The 23,038-nt window shown below is 56.9% G+C and carries 17 protein-coding genes and 1 pseudogene; 6 read left to right on the forward strand and 12 right to left on the reverse strand.

Annotated elements, in window-relative coordinates; all coding sequences use genetic code 11:
* Nucleotides 1–1,552: 1,552 nt before the first annotated feature.
* From DOD19_RS18590 to DOD19_RS18610, 5 genes are all read right to left on the reverse strand, one after another.
* The gene (locus DOD19_RS18590; RefSeq protein WP_112187149.1) at nucleotides 1,553–2,449 is read right to left on the reverse strand and encodes a hypothetical protein; all 897 of its coding nucleotides are present in this window, start codon (nucleotides 2,447–2,449) and stop codon (nucleotides 1,553–1,555) included.
* A gap of 1,480 nt (nucleotides 2,450–3,929) precedes the next feature.
* A complete protein-coding gene (locus tag DOD19_RS18595; protein WP_112187151.1) occupies nucleotides 3,930–4,217 on the reverse strand; it encodes an H-NS histone family protein in 288 nt (95 codons plus the stop codon).
* 672 nt (nucleotides 4,218–4,889) lie between these two features.
* Nucleotides 4,890–6,278 (reverse strand): class II fumarate hydratase, encoded by a 1,389-nt coding sequence (locus DOD19_RS18600; RefSeq protein WP_112187153.1) that lies wholly within the window; start codon nucleotides 6,276–6,278, stop codon nucleotides 4,890–4,892.
* A 27-nt stretch (nucleotides 6,279–6,305) separates the two neighbouring features.
* Entirely contained in the window at nucleotides 6,306–7,718 is a 1,413-nt protein-coding gene (locus DOD19_RS18605; RefSeq protein ID WP_112187155.1) for a cation:dicarboxylase symporter family transporter, read from the reverse strand.
* Nucleotides 7,719–7,744: 26 nt separating this feature from the next.
* Nucleotides 7,745–9,118 carry an adenylosuccinate lyase family protein gene (locus DOD19_RS18610; protein ID WP_112187157.1) on the reverse strand — a complete coding sequence of 458 codons (1,374 nt, stop codon included), beginning with the start codon at nucleotides 9,116–9,118 and terminating at the stop codon, nucleotides 7,745–7,747.
* A 127-nt stretch (nucleotides 9,119–9,245) separates the two neighbouring features.
* Here DOD19_RS18610 and DOD19_RS18615 point away from each other — a divergent pair, with 127 nt between their 5' ends.
* Nucleotides 9,246–9,977, forward strand: a complete 732-nt coding sequence (locus DOD19_RS18615; protein ID WP_112187248.1) for a GntR family transcriptional regulator — start codon at nucleotides 9,246–9,248, stop codon at nucleotides 9,975–9,977.
* 298 nt (nucleotides 9,978–10,275) lie between these two features.
* On the opposite strand, the pseudogene DOD19_RS27975 reads toward DOD19_RS18615, so the two are convergent.
* A pseudogene (locus tag DOD19_RS27975) lies at nucleotides 10,276–10,838 on the reverse strand (transposase); the annotation flags it as partial.
* Between DOD19_RS27975 and DOD19_RS28175 the strand changes: the two are divergent.
* The 4 genes from DOD19_RS28175 (at nucleotide 10,749) to dsdC (ending at nucleotide 15,399) form a co-directional block, all read left to right on the forward strand.
* A complete protein-coding gene (locus tag DOD19_RS28175) occupies nucleotides 10,749–11,141 on the forward strand; it encodes a LysR substrate-binding domain-containing protein (protein ID WP_275426889.1) in 393 nt (130 codons plus the stop codon). The pseudogene DOD19_RS27975 and the gene DOD19_RS28175 sit on opposite strands and share 90 nt — an antisense overlap.
* Before the next feature lie 485 nt (nucleotides 11,142–11,626).
* Nucleotides 11,627–12,973 (forward strand): gluconate:H+ symporter, encoded by a 1,347-nt coding sequence (locus DOD19_RS18640; RefSeq protein WP_204360081.1) that lies wholly within the window; start codon nucleotides 11,627–11,629, stop codon nucleotides 12,971–12,973.
* A gap of 34 nt (nucleotides 12,974–13,007) precedes the next feature.
* On the forward strand, nucleotides 13,008–14,378 hold the full coding sequence (gene dsdA, locus DOD19_RS18645) for a D-serine ammonia-lyase (RefSeq protein ID WP_112187252.1): 1,371 nt from the start codon (nucleotides 13,008–13,010) through the stop codon (nucleotides 14,376–14,378).
* Nucleotides 14,379–14,457: 79 nt separating this feature from the next.
* Nucleotides 14,458–15,399 carry a DNA-binding transcriptional regulator DsdC gene (dsdC, locus tag DOD19_RS18650; protein ID WP_112187165.1) on the forward strand — a complete coding sequence of 314 codons (942 nt, stop codon included), beginning with the start codon at nucleotides 14,458–14,460 and terminating at the stop codon, nucleotides 15,397–15,399.
* Between the two features lie 929 nt (nucleotides 15,400–16,328).
* Here dsdC and DOD19_RS18655 read toward each other — a convergent pair.
* Genes DOD19_RS18655 through DOD19_RS18670 form a run of 4 tightly spaced genes read right to left on the reverse strand, consistent with a single transcriptional unit; the run spans nucleotide 16,329 to nucleotide 19,790 of the window.
* Nucleotides 16,329–17,072, reverse strand: a complete 744-nt coding sequence (locus tag DOD19_RS18655; RefSeq protein ID WP_112187254.1) for an amino acid ABC transporter ATP-binding protein — start codon at nucleotides 17,070–17,072, stop codon at nucleotides 16,329–16,331.
* Nucleotides 17,073–17,075: 3 nt separating this feature from the next.
* On the reverse strand, nucleotides 17,076–18,182 hold the full coding sequence (locus tag DOD19_RS18660) for an amino acid ABC transporter permease (protein ID WP_204360082.1): 1,107 nt from the start codon (nucleotides 18,180–18,182) through the stop codon (nucleotides 17,076–17,078).
* Nucleotides 18,179–19,048 (reverse strand): ABC transporter substrate-binding protein, encoded by an 870-nt coding sequence (locus DOD19_RS18665; protein WP_162634394.1) that lies wholly within the window; start codon nucleotides 19,046–19,048, stop codon nucleotides 18,179–18,181. Before DOD19_RS18665 ends, DOD19_RS18660 begins: the two co-directional genes overlap by 4 nt.
* A gap of 19 nt (nucleotides 19,049–19,067) precedes the next feature.
* Complete coding sequence (locus tag DOD19_RS18670; RefSeq protein ID WP_162634395.1) at nucleotides 19,068–19,790, reverse strand: gamma-glutamyl-gamma-aminobutyrate hydrolase family protein; 723 nt, start codon at nucleotides 19,788–19,790, stop codon at nucleotides 19,068–19,070.
* 405 nt (nucleotides 19,791–20,195) lie between these two features.
* Between DOD19_RS18670 and DOD19_RS27985 the strand changes: the two genes are divergently transcribed.
* A complete protein-coding gene (locus DOD19_RS27985) occupies nucleotides 20,196–20,660 on the forward strand; it encodes an FCD domain-containing protein (protein ID WP_239498040.1) in 465 nt (154 codons plus the stop codon).
* Between the two features lie 273 nt (nucleotides 20,661–20,933).
* Here the strand turns inward: DOD19_RS27985 and DOD19_RS18680 are convergent, their stop codons facing one another.
* Complete coding sequence (locus DOD19_RS18680; RefSeq protein WP_112187173.1) at nucleotides 20,934–21,998, reverse strand: porin; 1,065 nt, start codon at nucleotides 21,996–21,998, stop codon at nucleotides 20,934–20,936.
* 683 nt (nucleotides 21,999–22,681) lie between these two features.
* The gene (locus DOD19_RS27545) at nucleotides 22,682–22,846 is read right to left on the reverse strand and encodes a hypothetical protein (RefSeq protein ID WP_162634396.1); all 165 of its coding nucleotides are present in this window, start codon (nucleotides 22,844–22,846) and stop codon (nucleotides 22,682–22,684) included.
* Nucleotides 22,847–23,038: the final 192 nt, after the last annotated feature.

Raw genomic sequence — 23,038 nt, forward strand, 5'->3', positions numbered from 1 at the left:
CCGGGGCTCCAGGCAGAGCGGGCTAAGTCTCGATGCCTACTCGACATCAGGCCAAGTGTCGCCGTGATGCCGATAATCTCGGTGCCTGTGTGGTGCCGAAATTGAAGATCCTTGTCTGTTGGCGATAGGAACCGGTTGAAGCCAGGGACAAGTGTGTTGTTGGCTAGGACCGAATCCAGAGAGCCAACGCAATCGCCCCATAGCGGAACGAGCTCTTTCAGCCGTGTGGGTAAGAACCACGGCACGCGTCTATTGTTAGAGCCCAATAGTTGCCGCATCGGTGCTCGTAGCGCTCGGCAGCGTTGCCTTGAAATAAATCCAGCAAAAACCTCATCCTTACAGATCGACGAAGCAGCCAACATGCCGCTCAGAGCATGGCCGTGAGTTTGCATATGGATGTGACTCCAAAGATATTGGGACGCTACGCGCGGGATCGGGGCATGATCGAGTTTTGCTTTCGGTCACTTCTCAAGCGGGGTTGATTGTTGTCAAGCCATTGGCGGTCGTTCCGGTAGAGCCACATCCATAGCGCCGATGCGCTCGTGCGGACCGCCTTGCGAGTTCGTCCGGCCTGATTCGCTTGATGTGCGAGCCACAAACTTCGCATCTCCATGGTCCGCTGAACCCTTTTTTCTGGCGAGGTGACGCGTGAGTTTCGTCTTGTGGTCGCAGTTACCGTTATGGGCGCTACGTATTCGATTCGCGAGAGGGCCGCGCCTAGAAGCGCCGCTCCCGTCGGGTGAAGAAGATTTCTTGGATGTTCAAGGTGCCGCAGCACTTGCGGTAGCAAGTTCCCTGAAGATAGCCAGGTGTTGAGTCTCATATCCTCGAATCCTGCCGAGAAAGTCGCGGTGACATCCTTGGTGAGGGCACTCAGTCTCAGTTTTCCATCTTCTGCGACATAGCCGCGGTCGCGTAACGCGCGGCCTATAGCTTCCAGCGCACCGTAACTCCTTGCACTCTCGAGCAGCTCTGCAGAGGCACTTCCCAGGATCACGCTATTGCTTCGTCGTGCCCTGTTGGACTGTGCGAGGAAAAGCAATTCATTCCTGCTGCAAGATGCGACGACTTGCAATGGACACCGATGAATGGGGCACCTTGTTAAGTACGGAAGGCAGTGCAGCGTCAACGAGCAGCGTCTACCCGTCAGTTCTAGATTGATTCTCGAGCATTCCGGGCAGTCCATCCCATAGCGATTGGCGGCCTGAAGGTGGATGGGTGGTGCGGGGCAACACAGCCGCCCTGGATTTCCATCGCAGGCTTGCATTGTGAGCTTTGCTGCCGCACAGGGGCGCATGCACCCGAGATAGAAGGGAAAAAGCGTTCTCTCGCCCAAGAGCTTGAGCACGTCTCCATAGAAATCATCGGTCAGTGCACAGAACAACCGCAACGAACATGGCAGAGTCTGCAAAAGAGGCGCGCTGCTTCGAAGTGCAGCAACTCGAAGTTGCTGGATCTTTGGGTCGAGCGTGGTCGTCGCGAGCGCTGCCAGAAGGCTGACAGCGGTCTCGAACGGCGCCGGAGCGTACAAGATTTTGAACATCATCTGTTCCTATGGAGCGAGCTCTGGAACAAGATGCGTCGATGACAGCTGGCTCAGGGACAGCCAATCGCTGTGTCGAATCAAACTAGCCTTCGTGTATTTACCCCCTCTGTCGATCTGGCGTACTGCGGAGACTTCGCCTTCGTGCAAGGTAAGTGCCTGAGCGCCGTATGTCTGGAGCATCTCGGCGCTGAACTTACGTACACCTAGGGACAGCAGATGCAGCGCAATGTTGGTGAGGGCGGATGCCAGCAGCCCCGGATATCCCAGTGTCAAGTCATATGCTAAGGGGGGAAACCATAGTGGCATCTCTGTAACTCCCGCTTCGCGCAGCGTTGCGTCGAATTGCGCTTTGCAAATGTCAATCCAGTGTTTCTCTGATGCCTTCCGACAGCGGGTTATCTCGATTAGCCCGTTTGGGGCGAGAGTTCCCGTTGCGCTGGAGAGTTTGGACAACCCGAACACTGCGGCTCCTGGCGTCGCAAGACATAGCACCGGGATGCCAGTGGCACGTGTGAACTGAGCAAGCGCTTGCCACGTCGAGTCCGATGCTCGTGCCATCGAGCGATCGACGCCAATGCCTTCCACAATGAGTAGGCCGAGGTTCGAGGCAACGCCAAGCGCAGCTACGGCAGAGGTGACACGGTTCTCTCGGAAGACTGGATTGCCAAAATGCCTCGCATAGTTGGTGTTGAAGGCTGCATCGAATGCTCCGACGAACGCGTGTGCAAAACCGGATATCTTGCCTTCGACTGGCCACTGAACGCGCAACGATCGGAGTTGGACATACTGGGCAAAGCCGGTACTGGTTCGCACTCGAGTCATCACAGGGCCGCGTCCGACAGCAGACTCGATCGCATCGGCGAGGCAGCGTCGTCCCATGCGCACCGGCGCGGCGACCACCATGCCACTAGGCCGTGCTCGCGGAGCTATCCCAAATCGAGATGGTGGTGTTGCAGTATGTGGAGTTGATCTCGGATGGAGGAAGTCTGCCGCGGCGATGGCGTAGTCGCGGTAAACGGCAGTTGATAGGTCCCTATCAAGATACGAGCTACGTATTTGCGCCACGACAGCGATGAGAACACGTGCGTGTGTTGCTGTGGGGACGTAGACGCTGGCGGCCCGCCGCAAGATCCTTTCCTCGCGCGACGAGACGGAAGCTTCGTCTAATCTCCGCTGATCCATTAGCCGCATAGCTTGAGAAAGACTTGGTAGGGGGGGAGCGTTTGCCAGGAGGGGATTGTCATGAACCACCAAGCCTTCTGAAGTGGTGGTAGTGAGATTCGGGTCCTTGCTGGAGGAATTGCTATCCACGGGCCTTGTAGGAATTGGGATTAATACAACCAGAGGGGCGAGTAAGGCTCGTTCAAACTGACATCAATTCATTTGCAACTGTGCCGCAATGTGTGCCAAAGAACGAGAGGCCGGCAGAGCTGCTGCAATGTAGAGATACGCGCCGCCGGGTTGTTTGAATGAGGAGTGCTTCTTTTATCTAAATTCCAATAGATAAATGGAAAAGATTTGTTCTGATTTCAATCGATGTTCGCTGGGTTGTCGAGGCTTGGGAAAAGTATAGGTCTCTGGTCGAATTGATTGGCGTGAAAATCGAATTTATTTTGTAACAGAATGGCTTTAATTTGAATATTTAATATTTATGAGATGAGCAAAGATATTCGTTAGTGTTCGCGTTCCCAGTGTTGAGAACGTAGGCCTGCATGCAGTGAGGCTTACCGTGCACTAAGTTGGCTCGAACCAACCCCAGCTATGTGCGCCGAAAATTCAGTTTCAACGTTGAAACTATATGGCCCATGGATCACTATTTAGGTGGGGTTATGAATAATCCACTGAGGTGACGCAGAGGCGGACAAAATCGTTGAGTCAGATCTTGTTTGGTAGGAGGGCGGGGGATTGTGGTGGGTGTTTGCTAATGATTAAATTGCGCTAATTTTTAGGCGCGAAATTATAATATCGTTGTGCTAATTAAAATTAAATAATAATTAAGAGCGAATTTGCGGAGCCTGTGAGGCTTCGTTTTATGTCTGGAATCATCAATTTCATTGGGGCGTCCCCAGCTATTCTCGCGAAGCGTGGACGCAGGTAATTGCGCATCCCACTTAATGAGGTTGCTAGGATTCTTGGCGCCCTCCCGTACCGATCGCCGGAACGGCTATTCGGATCTTTGAGAGGCCTCATCCGGCCGTACTCAGATGGACCGGTGCGAGTAAAACGCTCGTTGCATTCAGTGGCCGCTCCTTCGTTTTGTGAGCAAGGGGCGGCTCTCTAGGAGCTTAACTACACAATCCGCCGGCAGGGATCGATAGGCGTTTGTCGAACGAAAATGAAAGCATGGCCCATCTATATTGGGCCATGCTGGGTCGCTGCGATATTAGGCGATCAAGAACTTGTCGCGGTTTTTGCCGATCCATGCCGGAGCACGGCCACGGCCAGACCATGTAGCACCGGTCTTTGGATCCTGGTACTTCGCGGCAACGGGTCTCTTCTTGGCAGTGCGGCCACGCTTGGACGTGAGCCCGATGTCTTCTGCCGTCAGTCCATATTCGTCAACGATCTGGCGCACCTGTTGGATCACCGCTTCAAGTTCCTTGAGTCGAGCGCCTTCAAGCTGTTCCTCCAGCTTGGCTTTTTGAGCCAGCAGTTCCTTGTATGTCGCCATGCCTGTTCCTTATCAGGTTTTTTGGAAATACGATCATAGCGGGACACGAGCAATCAAGCTATCAAGAGGCTTTCGGGTGCTCGCCGGCGGATCTTAAGAGGATGCAAGCGCGAGGAGCTGGGCACCTTCAGGCACTTGGTCGCCGACGCCATACAGGATTTCGCTCACCACGCCGCCTGGTTATCACCCACCATGCGCCATTGAGGCAAACGGTGGCCCCCAATACCGAGATGATCCACTCACGCCGGCATACGCCAGTAGTATGGAGAGCGTTGTTCAGCTAGCGAGCCTATGGATCTATGGCCATATGCATGACAGCTTTGACTATACCGTGGGCGAATGTCGGGTTGTCTGAAACCCACGGGGCTACGTCCCTAAGGGGCGGGGTTCAGAGAACGAGTCCTTCGAACCCAGATTCTTCGTGGCGATTTAGTACTACCTTGCAGATCGCTGAAGTGACTCACCTGTACGCGAGATCCCGATGGCGCAAGTGACGAAGACGTATAAGCGAGCGATGACTGCTTTGCAGCGTCAGCCGTCCGTCTCATGATCGAAGTGGTGCCCGAGCCCTCCCGTCTAACGTCAACGATCAGTGGGTACATCACCCTTAAGGACCATGCGCAGGCACTACTGGATGGTGTCAGCACGGAGGTCGGTCGCATCGGCTCGCCATCATCTGCCCGCCATGCGCCGAAGATCCACTAGCTTGTCGAACGTCTCTCCATCCAGCAATTCAAGCTCGATCGCCGCTTCGCGGGGCGGGATACCCCGATGTGCGGCATGACGCGTGATGGCAGCCGCCTTGTCGTATCCGAGCACCGGGCTCAAAGCCGTCACAGCGAGCAGTGGACTTTGCAAGTCGCGCGCCAGCCGCTCTTCAGCTGGCCGGAGGCCGGGGATGAGACGGACGGCCACCACGTTGGCGCTGTCCGCCAGCAGCCGGATCGACTGCAGGACGTTATAGATCAGCACCGGCTTTGCTACGTTCAGTTCGAAGTTGCCCGATGCGGCCGCCATCGTCGCTGTCACATGGTTGCCCATCACCTGCATAGCAGCTTGGACCATGACCTCGGCGATGGTCGGATTACGCTTGCCGGGCATGATCGACGACGTCAGGCCGTCTTCTGGCAGCAGCAGTTCGCCAACGCCGGAGTTAGGACCGGAGCCCATCCAGCGCACATCATTCGCGATCTTGGTGAACGACGCGGCAATCACGTTGAGCATGCCGGAGAGTTCGAGCAACGCATCGTGCGCGGCCATACCCTCGACCTTGCACATGTTCGGCCGGAACGCCAGGCCGCTTAGGCGGCTCACCTGCTCGCAGAAGGCACGGTCGAAGCCGTGGGGAGCGTTTAGGCCGGTCCCGGCCGCCGTGCCGCCCTGTGGAAGCACGAGGAGCCGGGGCATCGTATCGTGCAAACGCGCCAGCGCGTTGTCGACCTGAGCCGTGAAGCCGTCGAAGGCACGGCCCAGCGTAGTGGGAACCGCATCCATCAGATGCGTCCGGGCGATCTTCAACACGTCGGCGAAGGCCCGGGCGCGTTCGTGCAGGCTGTCGCGCAAGCGGCCGAGCGCCGGCACCAATCTGTCCTCCAGCTCGATGGCCGCCGTGATGTGCATCACCGACGGAAAGCTGTCATTGGACGATTGTGATGCATTCACATGTTCGTTCGGATGAACTGGCGACTTCGTGCCCAGCGGCTGCCCGAGCAGTTCGTTGGCCCGGTTCGCGATCACCTCGTTGGCGTTCATGTTCGTCTGCGTGCCCGACCCCGTCTGCCAGATGGTCAGCGGGAAGTGCGAGTCGAACCGGCCGCAGCGCAGTTCTTCTGCTGCTGCGATGATGGCTTCGCCGAGCCCGGTATCAAGCCCACCGCAGTGCATGTTCGCATGAGCGGCGGCCATCTTGTGCAAGCCAAAGGCGTGGACGAGGCTGTCGGGGAAGTGTTCTTCGCCGACCTCGAACACGGCCAGCGCACGCTGCGTCTGTGCGCCCCAGTAGCGGTCGGCGGGGATGTCCACCGGGCCGAAAGCATCACACTCCGTGCGGTATGTGGCCATAGTCAATTTAGCGAGAGTCGCTTCTAGTCAGGCACTCGTCGTCGTGCGCTGAACTGGAATGCCAGAAGAATGGGGATTGGCCGCGTTCGCGTCGTCACCCAGCAGGGTGCCATCGTCGAGCGCGGCGTCGGCCGCTGCCATGTCGGGATAGCGCTCGGGATACAGGTGACGTTGCGCGGTGTCGGCGTCGAAGGTGCCGGACCACTTCGCCACAACCACCGTCGCTACGCTGTTGCCAATGGTGTTACAGGTCGCAATGGCCATAGACAGGAAGCGGTAGACGCCGAAGATCACAGCCAGACCTTCTACCGGCAGCACGCCGGTCGATGTCACCGTCGCAGCAAACACGACGAAGGAGCCGCCGGACACCGTTGCCGCGCCCTTCGACGTCAGCAGCATCAGCACGAGGATGCCGAGCTGATGATCCAGCGTCAGCGGCACACCGTAGGCGTGGGAGATGAACATCACGCCCATCGCCATGAAGATCGATGTGCCGTCGAGGTTGAAGGCGTAGCCGGTAGGCAGCACCAGCCCAACCGTCTGCTTGGCGCACCCCAGGCGCTGGAGCTTGATCAGCAGGCGCGGCAGCGCACTTTCCGACGAAGCCGTGCCAAGCACGATCAGGATCTCGTCCTTGATGTAGCGCAGGAAGCGCCACAAGCTGAAGCCCGCCACCTTCGCCACGATGCCAAGCACGACAGCGATGAAGAGCACCACCACCGCGTAGAAGCTCAACACGAATTGCGCCAGCGCGACCAGCACGGCAGCGCCGTTACTGCCCACCGAGTAGGCCACCGCGCCAAAGGTGCCGATCGGCGCCAGCTTCATCACGAGATTGATGAAGGAGAACAGCACTTCGGAGAGGGTGTCGAGGCCCTCGTTGATCTTCGCGCGGCGCGTCTCCGGAATGGCCAGGATCCCGATGCCGACCATCACCGCCAGCACCACGACCTGCAGCAGTTCGCCCTTGGCAAATGCGCCGACGAAGTTGTCGGGCACGATGTGCATCATGAACTCGAGGAAGCCTTGCGGGGCTACCGCTTTTGTCGCCGGCGCGGCGGCGCTGGCCGTGACGTGGGCCATCCCCTTGCCGGTCTCCAGCAGGTTGCCCGCGAGCATACCGACCACCAGCGCGATGGTTGAAATCACCTCGAAGTAGAGGATCGACCGCCAGCCCACGCGCCCGGCGCTCTTCACGTCGCCCGCCGATGCGATGCCGTGCACGATGGTCAGAAACACGAGGGGCGCCACACCGGCCTTGATGAGCGACAGGAACATGTCGCCCAGCAGCTTCAGCTTCGCGGCAAACGCCGGAAACGCAAAGCCGACGGCGATGCCGAGGATCAGCGAGACAAGCACCTGCGTGCCGAGCTTGCGGTACCAGGGAAGCCGCGGCGCAGTAGGCGGCACCGCAGGGGTCGGGTTCGATGAGTCTTGCATGATGTCTTCCTCCACCGGGACTTGCTTCAGGCCACCTTGTTCGAGAGTTCAATGGCGCGATCGACCATTTGCGGGGCGAGGCCGAGATAGTTGGCGGGGTCGCACAGGTGCTCAATGGCTGCCCGGTCGAAATGCTTCGTGACAGCGGGCAGCGCGCAGAGCGCGTCGGCCAGCGTGCCGCCGGCTTCGTTGACGGTGCGGCAAGCGTCATACACCACGTCATGAGCCTGCTGGCGGCCGATATGTGGCGCCATGCCCATCATCGTGGCCTCGGCCACGATCAGGCCGTTGGAGATACCGAGGTTGTGCTGCATGCGGGCGGTGTCGACGATCAGCCCACCCAGCGCGAACTTCGCCTGGTGCAGCGCGCCGGAGGTCAGGATGAAGCTTTCCGGAATGGCGATCCACTCGGCGTGCCACGGGCCGGTGGCGCGCTCGAAGTCCTGCACCATCGCATCGACCATCAGCCCGGCGTGCTGGCGCACGGCCTTCGAGGCTGCCAGCATCAGCTCGCTGGAAATCGGGTTGCGCTTTTGCGGCATCGTGCTGCTGGCGCCACGGCCCTTCACGAAGGGCTCGTAGACCTCTGCGAACTCGGTCGACGCCATGATCATGATGTCGAGCGCGATCTTGCCGAGCGAGCCGGTAACCAGTGCGAGCAGGTTGACCGCCTCGGCAAAGCCGTCGCGCGCCACATGCCATGTGGTGGCTGGCACGCCCAGGCCCAGCTCCTCTGCCAGCGCCTGCTGGATCGCAAAGCCCTTCTCGCCAACCGATGCCAGCGTGCCGGCCGCGCCTGCGAATTCCACCACTGCCACGCGCGGGCGCAGTTCGGCAATACGTTGCTGGTGCCGGTCGAACATCGCGAGCCAGATCGCGGTCTTGTAGCCGAAGGTCACCGGCAGCGCCTGTTGCAGGTGCGTGCGGCCGGCCATCGGCGTATTGCGGTGCTTAGCCGACAAATCGGCGAGAATGCGCCGCAGCTCGCGGATGTCGGCGTCGATGCTCTCGAGTGCGTCGCGCACCTGGAGGGCGACGGCGGTGTCCATGATGTCCTGCGTGGTCGCGCCCCAATGCACGTAGCGGCCGGCATCGCCGCACATCTGCACGAGTTGGTGCACCAGCGGCAGGATCGGGTAGCCGACGATGTCGGTCTCCTCGCGCATGTGGTCAAAGTCGATTCGCTCGATGCGCGATTCGCGCGAGATGATCTCGGCGGCCTCGGCCGGGATCACGCCGACGCGCGCCTCGGCCTTCGCCAGCGCGACCTCGACGTCGATGTAGCGCTGCACGAGGGCACCGTCGGCGAAGATCTGGCGCATGTGCTTCGTACCGAACGCGTCGCGGAACAAGGCGGAATCGACGACGGTGCTGGCGGCGGGGATGGCGTTGTAGGGCATGGTGCTACCTTGTGGTGGGGGGACGGGTTCGCTAATATGTTCGAACAAATGACATTAAATATGTTCGAACATGTTTGGCAAATCCGGGTTTACCCAATCCGAACGGAAAGTGATGTTGTCAAACCAGATGAGCAAAACCAACGCGGCGGAGATCGCCACACAACTTCTTGACGGGATCGCCACCGGGCGCTTTCCAGTCGGTACGCTGCTCCCCACGGAATTCGAGTTGTGCGAGCAGTTCAATGCGAGCCGGTACACGATCCGTGCCGTGCTGCAGGAACTACAGGATCAGGGGCTCGTGTCGCGCCGCAAGAACGTGGGCACGCGCGTGGAGGCGTCGCGGCCGCAGGCGAGGTTCCGGCCGACGCTTGCCTCGGTGGACGATCTCGTCCAGTTCGGCGTCGAGCATTCACGCCATGTGCAATCAGTGGGAACAGTCAAGGTGAAAGGCGAGCTGGCTCGCGAGATCGGCTGCGCAGAGGGCACGCCTTTACTGCGAATCTCCAGCATCCGTCTGGAGGAAGGCAGGGCCGATGCGCCGATGGCTTGGACGGACATCTATATCGATCCGGCGTACACGGATGTCGGCGAGATGGTGCGCAAATCGACGGAACTCGTCAGCGCACTGATCGAAGTACACCACGGTCGCAAGATTGCCGAGATCGAGCAGAGCGTGCGCGCCTCCACTCTGTCGGACGAACGCATCGGAAAGGGGCTTGGGCTTGAGCCTGGCGCGGCAGTGTTGAGAATTTCGCGCCGCTACCTAGACGCCGCCGGTGAAGCATTTGAGTTCTCCGTGACCGTGCATCCTGCGGACAGCTTTTCGTTGTCGATGCGGCTGAAGCGATCTGCAGGGTAGAGACTGGCTGGACTGCACTGTGCCGAAGGAGCGCGTTGACAGTCGTATGTGGAGGCGTCTCAGACGCTGACCATGATTCGCCAACTTCGCGCGGCCGTGTCAATGCCCCACTTTGGATGCGAGGACGAATGGATGAAATTGGCTGCGGATTCAAGTTGTGAGGGCCATAACACTGTCTCGCCAAAGCATGTTCTCAACTGGGCCCGTCCGGACCGTTTGGGGCGGCGCCTTCAAGGATTGATTTGCGACAGTGTTGTGGTGCTTGCCGAGAAGCGCCTTTGCAAGATTGTCCAGCAATGCGTTTGCGTCGCCGCTTACGTGCGCTCAGTCCGGCCTTGCTGTACAGCCGCCAGATGCGTTTGTGGTTAGCCAGCCCAGCCTCTCGTTTCAACAGCACGTGAATCCGGCGATAGCCGTAGCGACGCTTCTGTGCGGCGATGGTCATCATCCGACTAGTCAGCTCTTCATCGTCGATTCGGCGCTGCGATTCATAGTGAAACAGCGAACGTGAAATCCCCACCAGCCCGCAGGCCCGGGTGACACTCATAGCGCGTTCGGCCATCAATGTTCGGACCGCTTCGCGCTTGGCCTGCGGGCTTGCTACTTTCGAGACAGCAGGTCCTTCAGCGCGGCGTTGTCCAGCATCGATTCGGACAGCAAGCGCTTGAGCTTGTTGTTCTCCTGCTCAAGCTCCTTCAGGCGCTGCGCCTCAGAGACCGTCATTCCGCCGAACTTCGCCTTCCAGTTGTAGTAGGTCGCTTCTGAGATGCCGTGCTTGCGGCACAGCTCTGCCGGCTTCAGACCTGCCTCGGCTTCCTTCAGCACGCAAATAATCTGCTCTTCGGTGAATCGCCTCTTCATGACCGCTCCTCTTCGGAACGGACTCTACGTCGTCAGCGTACCAATTGCGGGGAGCAAGTCACCGTCGCTCTGACGCATCCGTCGCATGGAACGAGGCAACTGGTTGATGCCGCAATGATGTTGGAGAAGATACGGTTCAATCCAACCATCACGACGAACTCCATCGCCATCCTGAAACTCTTTGCGAAGAGCGACTTTGGTTACAGCTTGCTAACACCGTTCTCGATTGCCACTGAGCTCGCCGCTGGTGAACTGAGAGCAATTCCAATCGACAACATCGCCCTCCGTAGTTCCGAGGCGTAACTGCTGACGCGAGTCGGTCGGGAGCTTTCCGCCGGGGCTAACCGCCTGCTTCAGCAGCTCAGCTCCCAGATGCGAGCCTTTCAAGAAGCGTAGGGCCCTTGTCTCCGAGGTTCCACTAGAGGCCGGTCATAGGCATCAGTCTTTTCCGCGCAATCCCACTTAGCATGTGTTCATCCGGCGCATGTTTGACCTGCCCGCCGAACACAGTGATGGAATCAGCGTTCGCCAGCTTGTAGAGCACACAGGTATGAACATCAAGACCGCGCGCAAGTACCTTCCTCAGATCGTTTAATTGAGTCGGAGCCTCATTCCTGAGACGGGGGCTCACGTCGTCAAGACCAATAGCCATGCGATGGGTGATGTCCCGTCACGTGTTGGCTGACAAATCATCCGTTGTCGGCGCGGCAATTCACTTGTCAAATCCAAGCGTGGTTATTCGGGGTACACCGAATCAAGAAAGCCACCATTTGACAAGAGGAGACGCCGTGGCAGGAAGCGCTGGGTTGTTGGTTGTTCTATTTGCAGCGATCGCGTTGATCGTCGTGCTCATCGTGAAGGTGCGGGTTCACGCATTTCTGGCGTTGCTCGCCGCATGCTTTGTCGTCGGTTTTGGCTCCGGTATGCCCTTATCGAACATCGTGTCTTCGTTTGAGAAGGGAGTTGGCGACACACTGGGCTTTCTCGCGGCGATCATTGGTCTAGGCAGCATTCTTGGCAAAATGCTCGAGGAATCCGGTGGGGCAGAACGCATTGCGCAGACGTTGCTGTCCAGACTCGGCCATCGTCGTGCCTCATGGGTCATGATGCTGGTGGGCTTTATTGCCGGCATTCCTGTCTTCTTCGAGGTCGGTTTTGTTCTCTTGATTCCGCTCGTCTACGTGGTCGCGCGGGAAACCAAGATCAACTTGCTTTATCTGGGCGTTCCGTTGGCAGTGTCTTTGATGGCGGTGCACTGCATGTTGCCGCCGCATCCGGCGGCCATGGCAATCACGGGCTTGCTGGGCGCCGATGTTGGCAAAGTCATCCTCTACGGCCTATTGGTCGGCGCACCCACGGCAGTCGTCGCAGGCCCTGTCTGGGTTCACCTCGTTTGCAAACGCGAGGGGTCAGAAGAGCAGAACGTCTTTCTCGAAGAGCGTGGTGAGCCGCATCGCCACGCCGGCAACCTGCCTGGTTTTGGCATCACGCTGTTCACGATTGCGCTTCCGCTGCTGCTCATGGTGGTGAAGACGATCGCAACTGGCTTGCCGAAGGCGTCGCTCGCGACCAAGGCCATTGCATTTCTTGGAAACCCGCTGATCGCGCTGATAGTTGCCGTTGTATTCGCGTATTGGTCGCTGGGCGTTCGCCGTGGCGCTGCAATGGCCGATCTGCTGCGGAGCACACAACGGAGTTTTCCGCCGCTGGCCAGCATTCTGCTGATCATCGGAGCCGGTGGCGCCTTCAACGGTATGTTGATTGATAGCGGGATTGGCAAGGTACTTGCCAACGAACTGGCGCAGTCCAGCCTTAATCCAGTCGTTCTTGCATGGTCGGTTGCTGGCTTGATGCACTTCGCTGTGGGCTCAGCCACGGTAGCGATGATGAGCGCAGCCGGCATGGTTGCACCGTTGCTGGTCAGCCATCCAGAGCTCAACCGCGAGGTGATGGTCATCGCAGTTGGTGCAGGTGCAATCGGTTGGACACACGTGACCGATTCAGCTTTCTGGGTGGTCAAGGAATACCTGGGTGTCCCGCTTTCTGAGGCCCTCAAGAAGTTCACCGGCGGAACTACGTTGGCGTCCGTCGTCGCGCTGGGTCTAACCCTGGTGCTGTCAATCCTAGTGGGTTGAGCGGTTATCCATATCGAAGCAAGGAATGCGAATCATGATTGCAGGACAATCCATTGAGCAGTGGTCGCAAGATCATCCGTTGATCCAAGAACTCATCGCGTTGACACCAGCGACCTGGTTTAATCCCGCCGTGTGTCCGACTGCCGAAGCACTGCCGGACGTTGGTCTCACGCAGCTAGATGTTGCTGATGCAAGCGCAAGGTTGGCGCGCTTTGCACCTTACATCGCTCGCGTGTTTGCGCAGACGGCCGTTACCGGTGGACTGATCGAGTCGCCAATTCGTGCGGTACCCCATATGCAGGAAGCGCTTGCCAAACGATATGACGTGACCTTGCCGGGTCAACTCTGGCTCAAGCTTGACAGTCACCTTCCGATTTCGGGGTCAATCAAAGCGCGTGGCGGCATCTATGAAGTGCTCAAGCACGCAGAAGACTTGGCACTGGAGCACGGGCTGTTGACCAAGGGCGACGACTATACAAAGCTGGATAGCGAAGAAGTGCGTGCTTTCTTTCGCAACTACCGGATCGCGGTTGGTTCCACCGGTAACTTGGGCCTATCTATCGGGATCATGGGCGCCAAACTTGGATTCCAAGTGACCGTTCACATGTCGGCCGATGCTAGGCAGTGGAAGAAGGACAAGTTGCGCGCGAGCGGAGTGACGGTGGTGGAATATGACTCGGATTACAGCGCAGCCGTTGCTGAGGGCAGAAAGCAGGCCGACCAAGATCTAACGTGCCACTTCATTGACGATGAGAATTCAAAGAACCTGTTTCTGGGATATGCCGTCGCAGCAGAACGACTGAAGCCACAACTGGCGTCTGCAGGCATCGTGGTGGACGCCCAGCACCCTCTGTTTGTCTATCTCCCCTGCGGAGTTGGCGGCGGACCCGGTGGCGTAGCATTTGGTCTCAAGTTGGCGTTCGGTGACGCAGTGCACTGCATCTTCGCGGAGCCTACGCATTCTCCGTGCATGATGCTTGGCGTCTACACTGGGCTGCACGATGCGGTGTCCGTTCAGGATTTCGGTATCGATAACGTGACCGCCGCAGATGGACTCGCCGTAGGGCGTCCGTCGGGTTTTGTTGGTCGAGCCATGCAGCGTCTCGTTGACGGCTATTTCACCGTCGCAGATGAGGAGCTCTATGCCTTGCTCGCCCTGCTGGAGCAAGAGGAAGGGCTCCGCCTGGAGCCGTCGGCCCTAGCGGGGGTACCTGGTATCGCTCGGGTCTTGGCACAGGAACAGCAGGCTTACCGATTTCGTATCCAAATGGATGATGCCGCTCAGAGGAATGCGACACACATTGTCTGGGCAACGGGCGGCGGTATGGTCCCAGACGACGAGATGGCGGCCTACTTGTCGAAAGGCCGTCAGTTGCTGGAAGTTGGGAGAGAAGTCACCTCTTGAATACGGATCACCGCAAGAACAGGGAAGACGCCACGGTGAAATGTTGCACTCGCAGCGACTGACAAAAGGGGCAAACATCATGTACAACCTGCCGCCGCAGATCGGTCATCGGTTAGATGGCACCCAGTTCGCCAATCTGCACACGTTCCTAGTGGCCGCCCGGTACCTGAGCTTTCAGAGGGCGGCGGACGAGTTATGCCTGACTGCGAGTGCCGTGAGCCACCGCATCAGACGCCTTGAGGACGCACTGGACATGCGTCTCTTTCAGCGTCTGACCCGGAAAATCACACTCACGCCCGAGGGCGAACGCATCTTCGGTATTTTGCAGAAGACCATGGGCGAGCTCGCAGAGGCATTTCAGCCCATGACGGAAGAAAATGTTGAGGGGCGAATTACCGTCTATGCGCGGCCGTCCTTGGCGCAGTGTTGGCTGGTCCCACAGCTGGCCGATTTCGCGGCGAAGTACCCGAAGTTGTCCTTGGACCTTCGTGTAGGCAACGACAACATTGATTTCCGAGCCCAGAACATTGACGTTGCGATCGACTATGCCAATGGCGAATTCCCCGGCCTAATCAGCCAAAAGCTCATGGACGAGCACATCGCGCCGGTTTGCAGTCCCGCTTATGCAGAGCAGCATGCTTTGCACGGTCAACCGGAGAATGTCATCGATTGTACGTTGCTGCATGATTCGCTGGCGTGGAACCATGCGGCATATGACGCAGAGTGGACGCTATGGGCAAGCAAGAGCTTTCCAGATGTCAGCCTGCCGGAGCGCAACTTTACGTTCGATCGCTCGGACCTCTGCACTATCGCCGCCTTGAACGGCGCCGGCATCGCGATCGGGCGTCAGAGACTGGTGCAGAAGCGTATTGAACGCGGGGAACTGGTGCTGCCGTTCGGCGCATTCTCTCAATGTAGCCCCTACAGCTATTATCTGGTGCGTCCTCCGTTACAGGATGTTCCGCTCAGAACATCGGTCTTCATTCAGTGGCTGAATGAGAAACAAAGCGACCTGCCGTAAAAGGACGGCGTTGTATGCATTCTCTTCAGCCTCGCAGCGGTTTCTCCCTCGTCGAAGCCTGGTAAGCACGTACCGAACACTATCCACCTGTCACGGCACGTATGTGAGGAGGGTGGCGACGTTTTTACGTCGCTTTTTTTCTCTTTCTGGACGACATAGGCAAGGCCATATCCACAATGTTAGGGCAGTCGTTACATTTGCGATAACTGTGCCGTTCCTGGTCAGTTAGAAAACAAAGCGTGCTTACGCAGGGCAACACGCTTGCCACTGCCAGCGCAAAGGGAACCAACCGTTCAAGCAGCGCACCCAATGTACTTGTCGCAATCTGCTCTGTCGGCGCTATTGGGTCTGCGCGGCCGACACATTTTCGAGATGACGCTTAACTATCCGGTTGTGCTGCCCCGGATGCTTGTCTGCGTCCTTGCATACTTTGTGGCGCGCTCGCATGGCGACGCATCGATGTACTGAGTGACAATCAAGCGTCATAGAGACGCGGCTGCCAGGCTCCTTCTACGGGGGATGAAGGCCGGCTTCTTCCGGTACCTGACCAAGCCGATCCGGCTCTGGGAATACATTGATGCATTGAACGCCGCGCTGGAAAGGCCGCGAACCGACTAGCCATGATCGACACAAAGGACATCCTGGCGGGCAACACATACAAGAACTGAACGGCCGGGTTCGCCGCCATGAAGGCGGCCTTCCGTGGACGCCACTACAGCGCCAAACTCGACCCAGAACAAGAGCGATAGCGTGAGCCTGATATGAGCTGGACCGAGAAGGGCAGTCAATGGCACTTTGGTGCAGAGGTGCTCGTACGTTGTCGCCAACTCGGATTGGCGTCGGCCCAAGCAGCCATGCTGCCGATGTATTGCGCCAATGTCTTGTCACATGCATCAGCAGCAAGCCAGCGCAAGGACGAAACACCCCGTTCAGAGCCGCCCAGCCTCAATGATCTGCTTAAGAAACTCTCGCGTACGAGGCTCCACGGGATCACCGAAGATTTGCTCTGGAGGGCCTTGTTCTAACAAATGGCCCTGCTCCAAAAACACAACCAAATCCGAAACCTCACGAGCAAAATGCATCTCGTGCGTGGCCAGGATCATCGTCATGCCGTCGCGAGCCAAAGCACGCACCATGTTCAGGACCTCCGCGACAAGTTCGGGATCGAGTGCCGAAGTAATTTCATCTAATAAAATCGCCTCCGGTTTCATTGCGATCGCGCGTGCGATTGCGACCCGCTGCTGTTGTCCCCCTGAAAGTTGATCTGGGTAGTAGTTAGCTCGATGCTGGAGGTTCACTCGCTTCAGCAATTCGTGCGCTTCCGCCTGCGCCTCGTTCTTGCTCTTGCCCAAAAGCTTGATAGGGCCTAGGGCAATATTGTCCACAACCGTCATGTGCGGAAAGAGATTGTATGATTGAAAAACCATACCAACCTTTCGGCGCAGCTGATTGACGTTTACACCTGGACCAGAAACCACATCGCCGGCGATTCGAACCTGGCCCCCATCAATTGCCTCTAGGGAATTCAAGCAACGAAGCAGCGTGGATTTTCCACTTCCGGATGCCCCAATTAACGTAACGACCTGATGTTTTTCTATGTTTAGATTGATGCCTTTCAAAACATCATGTTGGCCGTAGCTTTTTTTTACATCAAACAGTTCAATGAACGACATCATTTAACCCTTTGCTCTGACTTTGGTGCTGCGAGCTAGCATCCAGTCGACGAACCTAGTTTGAGGAATAGTAATGGCGACAAACAGCAGCGCTACTACGGTAACCGAGGATAGGTTGAAGTTAGCAGAGGCATAGAATTTGGCTTGGTTAAATGCGTCCATCGTTCCAATGATATTTACGAGCGACGTATCTTTTTGCAGAGCAATGAAAGCTCCAAGCAGTGGAGGAACAACCCGACGAATCGCCTGTGGCAAGATCACGTAACGGAGCGTCTGCCCGTAGGAAAAGCCTAGGGAACGGGTGGCTGACCATTGTGACGGGTGAATGGATTCGATGCCAGAACGATATATTTCAGCCATATATGCGCTATATGTCAGGGTGAGTGCAAGAATGGCGAAAAATTCCGGAGATAGGTCGCTAATAATGGGTACTTTCGCGATTGGCAATCCGAACCCAATAAGGTAGAGGATGATGATGGCTGGCACAGCACGCATCGTATCGATATACGCGATTGCCAATGCGCGCACCGGCTTGCCAGCTTTTCCTGGTACCATACGAGCTATGGCGAGAACAAGGCCCAAAATCAGAACAAAGAATTGGGCGACAATTGCCATCCATATGTTTAGCCAAAACGCTTTAAAGATGTCTAAGGCACTTTCGCGGATGAAATCCCAGCGGAAAAACGTCTTTTGAATGCTGGCGTTATTCATCGCAACGGCCAGCAGCAAAAGAACGCCAATCGACAGCGTGAACATGAGTCCAAATGCAATCAGCGCATCCTGACGCGCGAGTTCCGCGCTTGCACGCGAAGCCAGCACTTGTCCAAGCTTTGCCTCTCGTCCGCTGCGGCGAGAAGAAAACATAGCGCGAACCGCAAAGAAAAGAATCCCCACGCTTGCAGCCACTCCCGCGGTACTCAATGCAATGCCAATTGCATGAGCCGCATCGGTTGTGGCATTTCGAGCGATGTTGCCTCCAATGGCGGCAATAGCGATAAGTAGGCCCAGCGCCGATAGCAGCGATGCAACCGAGATTCCAAGACTTGGCGATGCGGGACTCAGCGTTCCCCTATTGGGAGCTCGGTCCATTGGTGCGGCTGTGGTTGTCATTTCACGCTCCAGAACGGAACGGATGCAGGATCCACACCGAACTTCGGTTGAAGGTATGCAGCGGAAAGCTCTTTGAGTGTTCCGTCCTGCGAAAACTCGCCAACCATCGAATCGATGGTTTTGGAATTGGGTGAGCCGGGTGGTGTAATGGCGCCGTAACCTTGGTCAATCTTGAACTGCGCCACAACCCGTACCATTGCGTTGGATGTCTTAGCTTGGGCTAGCGCTAGCGTTGTATCTGTGATGACGGCATCGATCTGACCAGCGATCAGGGCCGTGAACATATCCGGCTGGCTTTGATACACGGCCACACTTCGAGGTTTCAGAACATGGTTCACCCAATCTGATCCTGCATTCCCTTGGAGAACGCCGATTCGCTTTCCGCGCAGATTGGTTTCCGAAACATCCGAGGAACCCGTTGTTGCTACGCCGAGATTAGATGAGAAATACGGTCGAGAGAAAGTGAAAACTCGCTTTCTAGCGTCCGTGATCGTAATGGTTGCCAATGCAATGTCGTAGTTCGTTGCCGTACCGGAAATGAACTGGTCCCAGGCCATGTTCTTGATTTTCACATGGTGCAGACCTGCACGATAAGCAACGTTCGCAGCAAGGCAGTATTCGAAGCCACTATCGACTGCTGTTGGCGAGATGCCATTCCACCATCCTGGATTAGGAAGGACTGTACCAACTGTCAGAGTGTCCGCCTCTTGCGTTACGAGCGTAACGCTGCCAGGTTTTCCTGTCGGTTTGCAAGAACCGAAAGAGAATCCGTTTGTCGCCGAAGTGGCGGCAAAAGACGCTGAACATGCACTTGCAAGTGCAGCTGCAAGCAAGGCGGAGTTGATGAACGAAGAACGTTTCAGCACGACTATCTCCTAATAGCAATTACGACAAGGACGTAAGTGCTCGACGCTCCGCGAATACGGCGCAATGCCGCGCAAATGCTTCGAACAACTTACCAATTTGGGTCGTGTCAGCAAGCGATTCTTCGGGATGCCATTGGACGCCGACGCCCCACGCATGTCCGTCCAGCTCAATTGCCTCTACCACTCCGTCTGCTGCGAATGCAGAAATGATTAATCCGTTACCCAGTTGGTCCACCGCTTGGTGGTGGCCTGACCGAATCGCCATGTCGCACTCGCCAAAAATTTCCCCCAGCCTCGTATTCCGAAGTACTCGCACGCTGTGTCCAGTCATGAACGCGTTATCGGAAGTGGAGTTGTGCATCGTTTCGGGCCCAAGGTCTTGAATCAACGTGCCGCCAAGGGCAACGTTCAGAATTTGCATTCCGCGGCAGATGCCTACAAGAGGAAGCCCGGCGCTTACGGCAGAGCGAACGAGGGCAATTTCAAAGGTGTCCGCTTTGACGTCGATTCCATATGAGAGGCAACTCGCTGCTTCCTGCCCATACATTTCCGGATGGATGTCACCCCCACCGAGTATCACCAGGCCGTCATACAGACTTGTCAGATCCTCTGCGGCTTCGCACGAGGTTGCGGCATCGACAACGTCGGCATCCAACCCGGCGGCCGCCAGTTGATCGGTCACGCTCTTGGTTAGTGTTCGAAGCGTTGCGTTGAGCTCGGGCGACACCAGCTTTGAGTCCATGGAACCGGAAACCAAGACGCGAGGGTTCCGGGTGGCGCCGCAGTCGATGTTCGATATCATCTATACGTTAAAGTGTTGTACTATTTAAAACTCTAACATATAGATGTTATGGTCAAGAATTTTTCCGCATTAGGGCTTACCCCAGTAAGTGGGCAAAGTGCTCCAGAGGCCATTGTGCGGCGCCTCACAGAGAGGATTACGGCTGGGGAACTCAAGCCGGGGGACAGACTGCCTTCAGAAAGTGAACTCGCGCGTGCGCTTGGTGTTGCGCCAATGACGTTGCGAAACGCACTTGCGTCACTTCGCGAGCTCGGCTTGGTCGAAACGACCCGAGGCCGGCACGGAGGGACCTACGTTTCGATCGACCTGGCGGAGCGCCTAAGGGAGGCCGCCAAGGCGACCACGATGACGGTCGAGGAGCTTCGTAGCCTGACCGACTGGCGTAGAGCCATTTCGGGAGAAGCTGCATATCTTGCGGCTCAGCGAGGGACGGCCGAAGATTTTGCCGCAATCCAAGTTGCGGCAGACGAGTTCAAACGCTGTACGCCAGATGACCCGCAGCGCCGGATTGCGGACGCACGTTTGCATACGTTGATTGCGGAAGCATCGAAATCTGCGGACTTGCTCCAGCAAGAAATTCAAATTCAGAAGCAGCTCACTAAATTGATTTTGGCGCAGACGACTCCGTCACTGGCCAAGACAACGCGTGCAATGCAACATCATCCGCTTGTCGCTGCGATTCTTCGGAGGGATGCGGAGGGCGCTCGGCAGGAGACCATTGAGCACGTTGAATCGACTTATGACTGGGTGTTTAGCCTGATAACCACGTCGGGCGCCCCCGTGAGTCGTCGCAGGCGTTCAACAACTTAACCCGCGACAAGCTATGGCTGCGGTCTGGCACGAAGCGTGAGGCATTCTGTCGACGCACGGTGCTTCCCCGCGTCATCAACGTTCAGATGAACCGCGAGGCTCGTTCTTGATTGGTTGGGGGCGGCAGGCTCGATAGAGCCTATGCCGAGGCGCGGGGAAGGTGGTTCGCTCGCTGTTGCCCAATGCGGGCAAACTTTACAACTGAGTCCAAACGGTGATGCACGAGGTCTTCGAAAAAAGAGGGGGAGTCCCCCTCTTTTTAAAAGTAAGCGGTTAAAACCAATGCCTCAACCCGACTGCAACTTCAGTTTGGCTATTTCCGCCTGGGAGCTGAACATTCGCCGCACCACTTACGTGATTAAAATCCACTTGGGTGTAAACGCTTGTTCTCTTCGAGAAGGAGTACTCGGCTTCTGAGACAACTGACCACCTGACGCCATTGTTCCCTGGGGTTTTCATGGCGTCGCGGATTCTGTCGTAATAATAGGCTTCTCGCAACAAGATGCGAGGTGTCAATTGGTAAGACACCCCCGCAAAAAAGCCAGAATCTTTGCGCGCAACATCAGCCGTTCCACTCGGCGCTCCGATAATATTGAGTTGCGCATCGCCGATGCCAGCTAAGTCGTGGTTGTTTTGGTAGCCCGCGTACAAAGTTGCCGGTCCAATCGCATAGGATGCGCCGGCGCCAAACAGCCGCTGTACACCTGCTCCTGTTGAGCTTTTCGTTTGTTGGTAAGTTGACCCAATTGAGAAGCCATTTTGAGCGTATGAAATGGCTGCGCCAATTTGCGATCCCGTTGCTATGCTGCCTGGAACGCCGCCAACTCCATATTCCAATGCGACGGTTACAGGACCAAAGTCTTTACTATAGTTGATGGAGCTGGATCTGCGGACTTGATCGGTCCCATACCACCACGCCGTATTATAGTAAACGCCGACCGTCAAGGGGTCGTAGACCTGCATGGTATTGTAGAAAATAGTGTTTTGCCGCCCAACGGATAGTTTTCCATAGTCTCCAGAGAGGCCAACAAATGCAGCTCTGTCAAAAATAACTCCGTTTGATGCCATTGTTCCATCTTGGGGGTTGAAACCACTCTCCAATTTGAAGAACGCCTTTGTCCCGCCGCCGAGATCCTCGCCGCCAGTCAGCCCCCAGCGGCTGTGGTTAATTGCCCCATTAGACATCTGTAAAAGACTTTGTCCTTGAGGATTAGCATGATTCTGCCAAACCAAGCTAACATCAGCCACGCCATAAAGCGTAAGGTTTGATTGTGCATAAGAAGCGGAACTCAGTCCCGCAAGAATCGATGCCGCAATGGCACTCAGAGCAATCTTCATAAAAACGTCCCAGTTCTATTATCGATTTTTATTACATAAAAGGGCGTCCACCCCGTGTGAAAACACGGGCGTTGAACGCTATTCCACCTACATTGCCGCCCGCACGGCAAATAACCCCAAACGACGATTTCGGTAAGGCGAGATCACTTGGGCCGGTCGCGATGTAGACGATTGGGGCGCCCCTCCTCCTTCCTTCGTGTCGAGATGATCGCCCAGTAACACTCTAACATATAGAGGTTAACGTTCAATAAGGGAAGGGTACGTACTTACCCCAAGCCGATGACGTAAGTGCGTAGTCCGATGCAAACAGAACGCAGCGGTCAGCCTGTCCTCGTTCCCTCTAACGAGAAACAGAATGGGGTGGCAGGAGCGCTTGGGGGGCAAGCAGCTCAGCGCTGCTTGATGTTTGGTTGAGAGTGTCGAGCTGAGCGACGCCGGCAGTCCGGTGAGGAGCGTGCCAACCGGCCTACCTGCATGGGTTCGCTGGAATGTGGTTGGGCCGATACCAAGGGTTATCCGAGCTGCGCTGCGGTGGCGCTGGGAGCATGCCGTCAGAAGGGGGGCACGAACATTGGGTTGTGGAACAAGACACGGATACGTTCAAGAGGTGCTTACCGCCTTGGCTAAGGTTGCACTCTTCGAGAATCATCTGGAAGAGACGCAGCATGTTGATGCCCACTCGATCAAACATCATCCTCGCATTTCTGCCGGCAACCGACGACGGTAGTGGTTGCCGCCGCAATGAGAATTTCCATGGCTTCGTGCCGCTCTGCAAAGGTAGCGGTCAACAGGAACATCAGACCAAGGACGGGGCCAAGGGGCATCGCCGACTGCAGAAAAACGCTCACGCCGGTCTTGATTCAGGAACAACAGTCGCGCTGGCGAATTACTTAAGATCTGCGGCCTGCCCTCGGGATCATGATTGCTGCGAATTGGTCATCTCATGCGCGCCTCTAAACGATCCACCTACGGACTGCTTCGCATCTCGATCCTGCATCAGGACTCGCGGATTCATTTGATTCCGCTCGGCGCAACACATT

It is taken from the genome of Ralstonia sp. GX3-BWBA (assembly GCF_003290055.1).
In the GTDB taxonomy this organism is placed as follows: domain Bacteria; phylum Pseudomonadota; class Gammaproteobacteria; order Burkholderiales; family Burkholderiaceae; genus Ralstonia; species Ralstonia holmesii.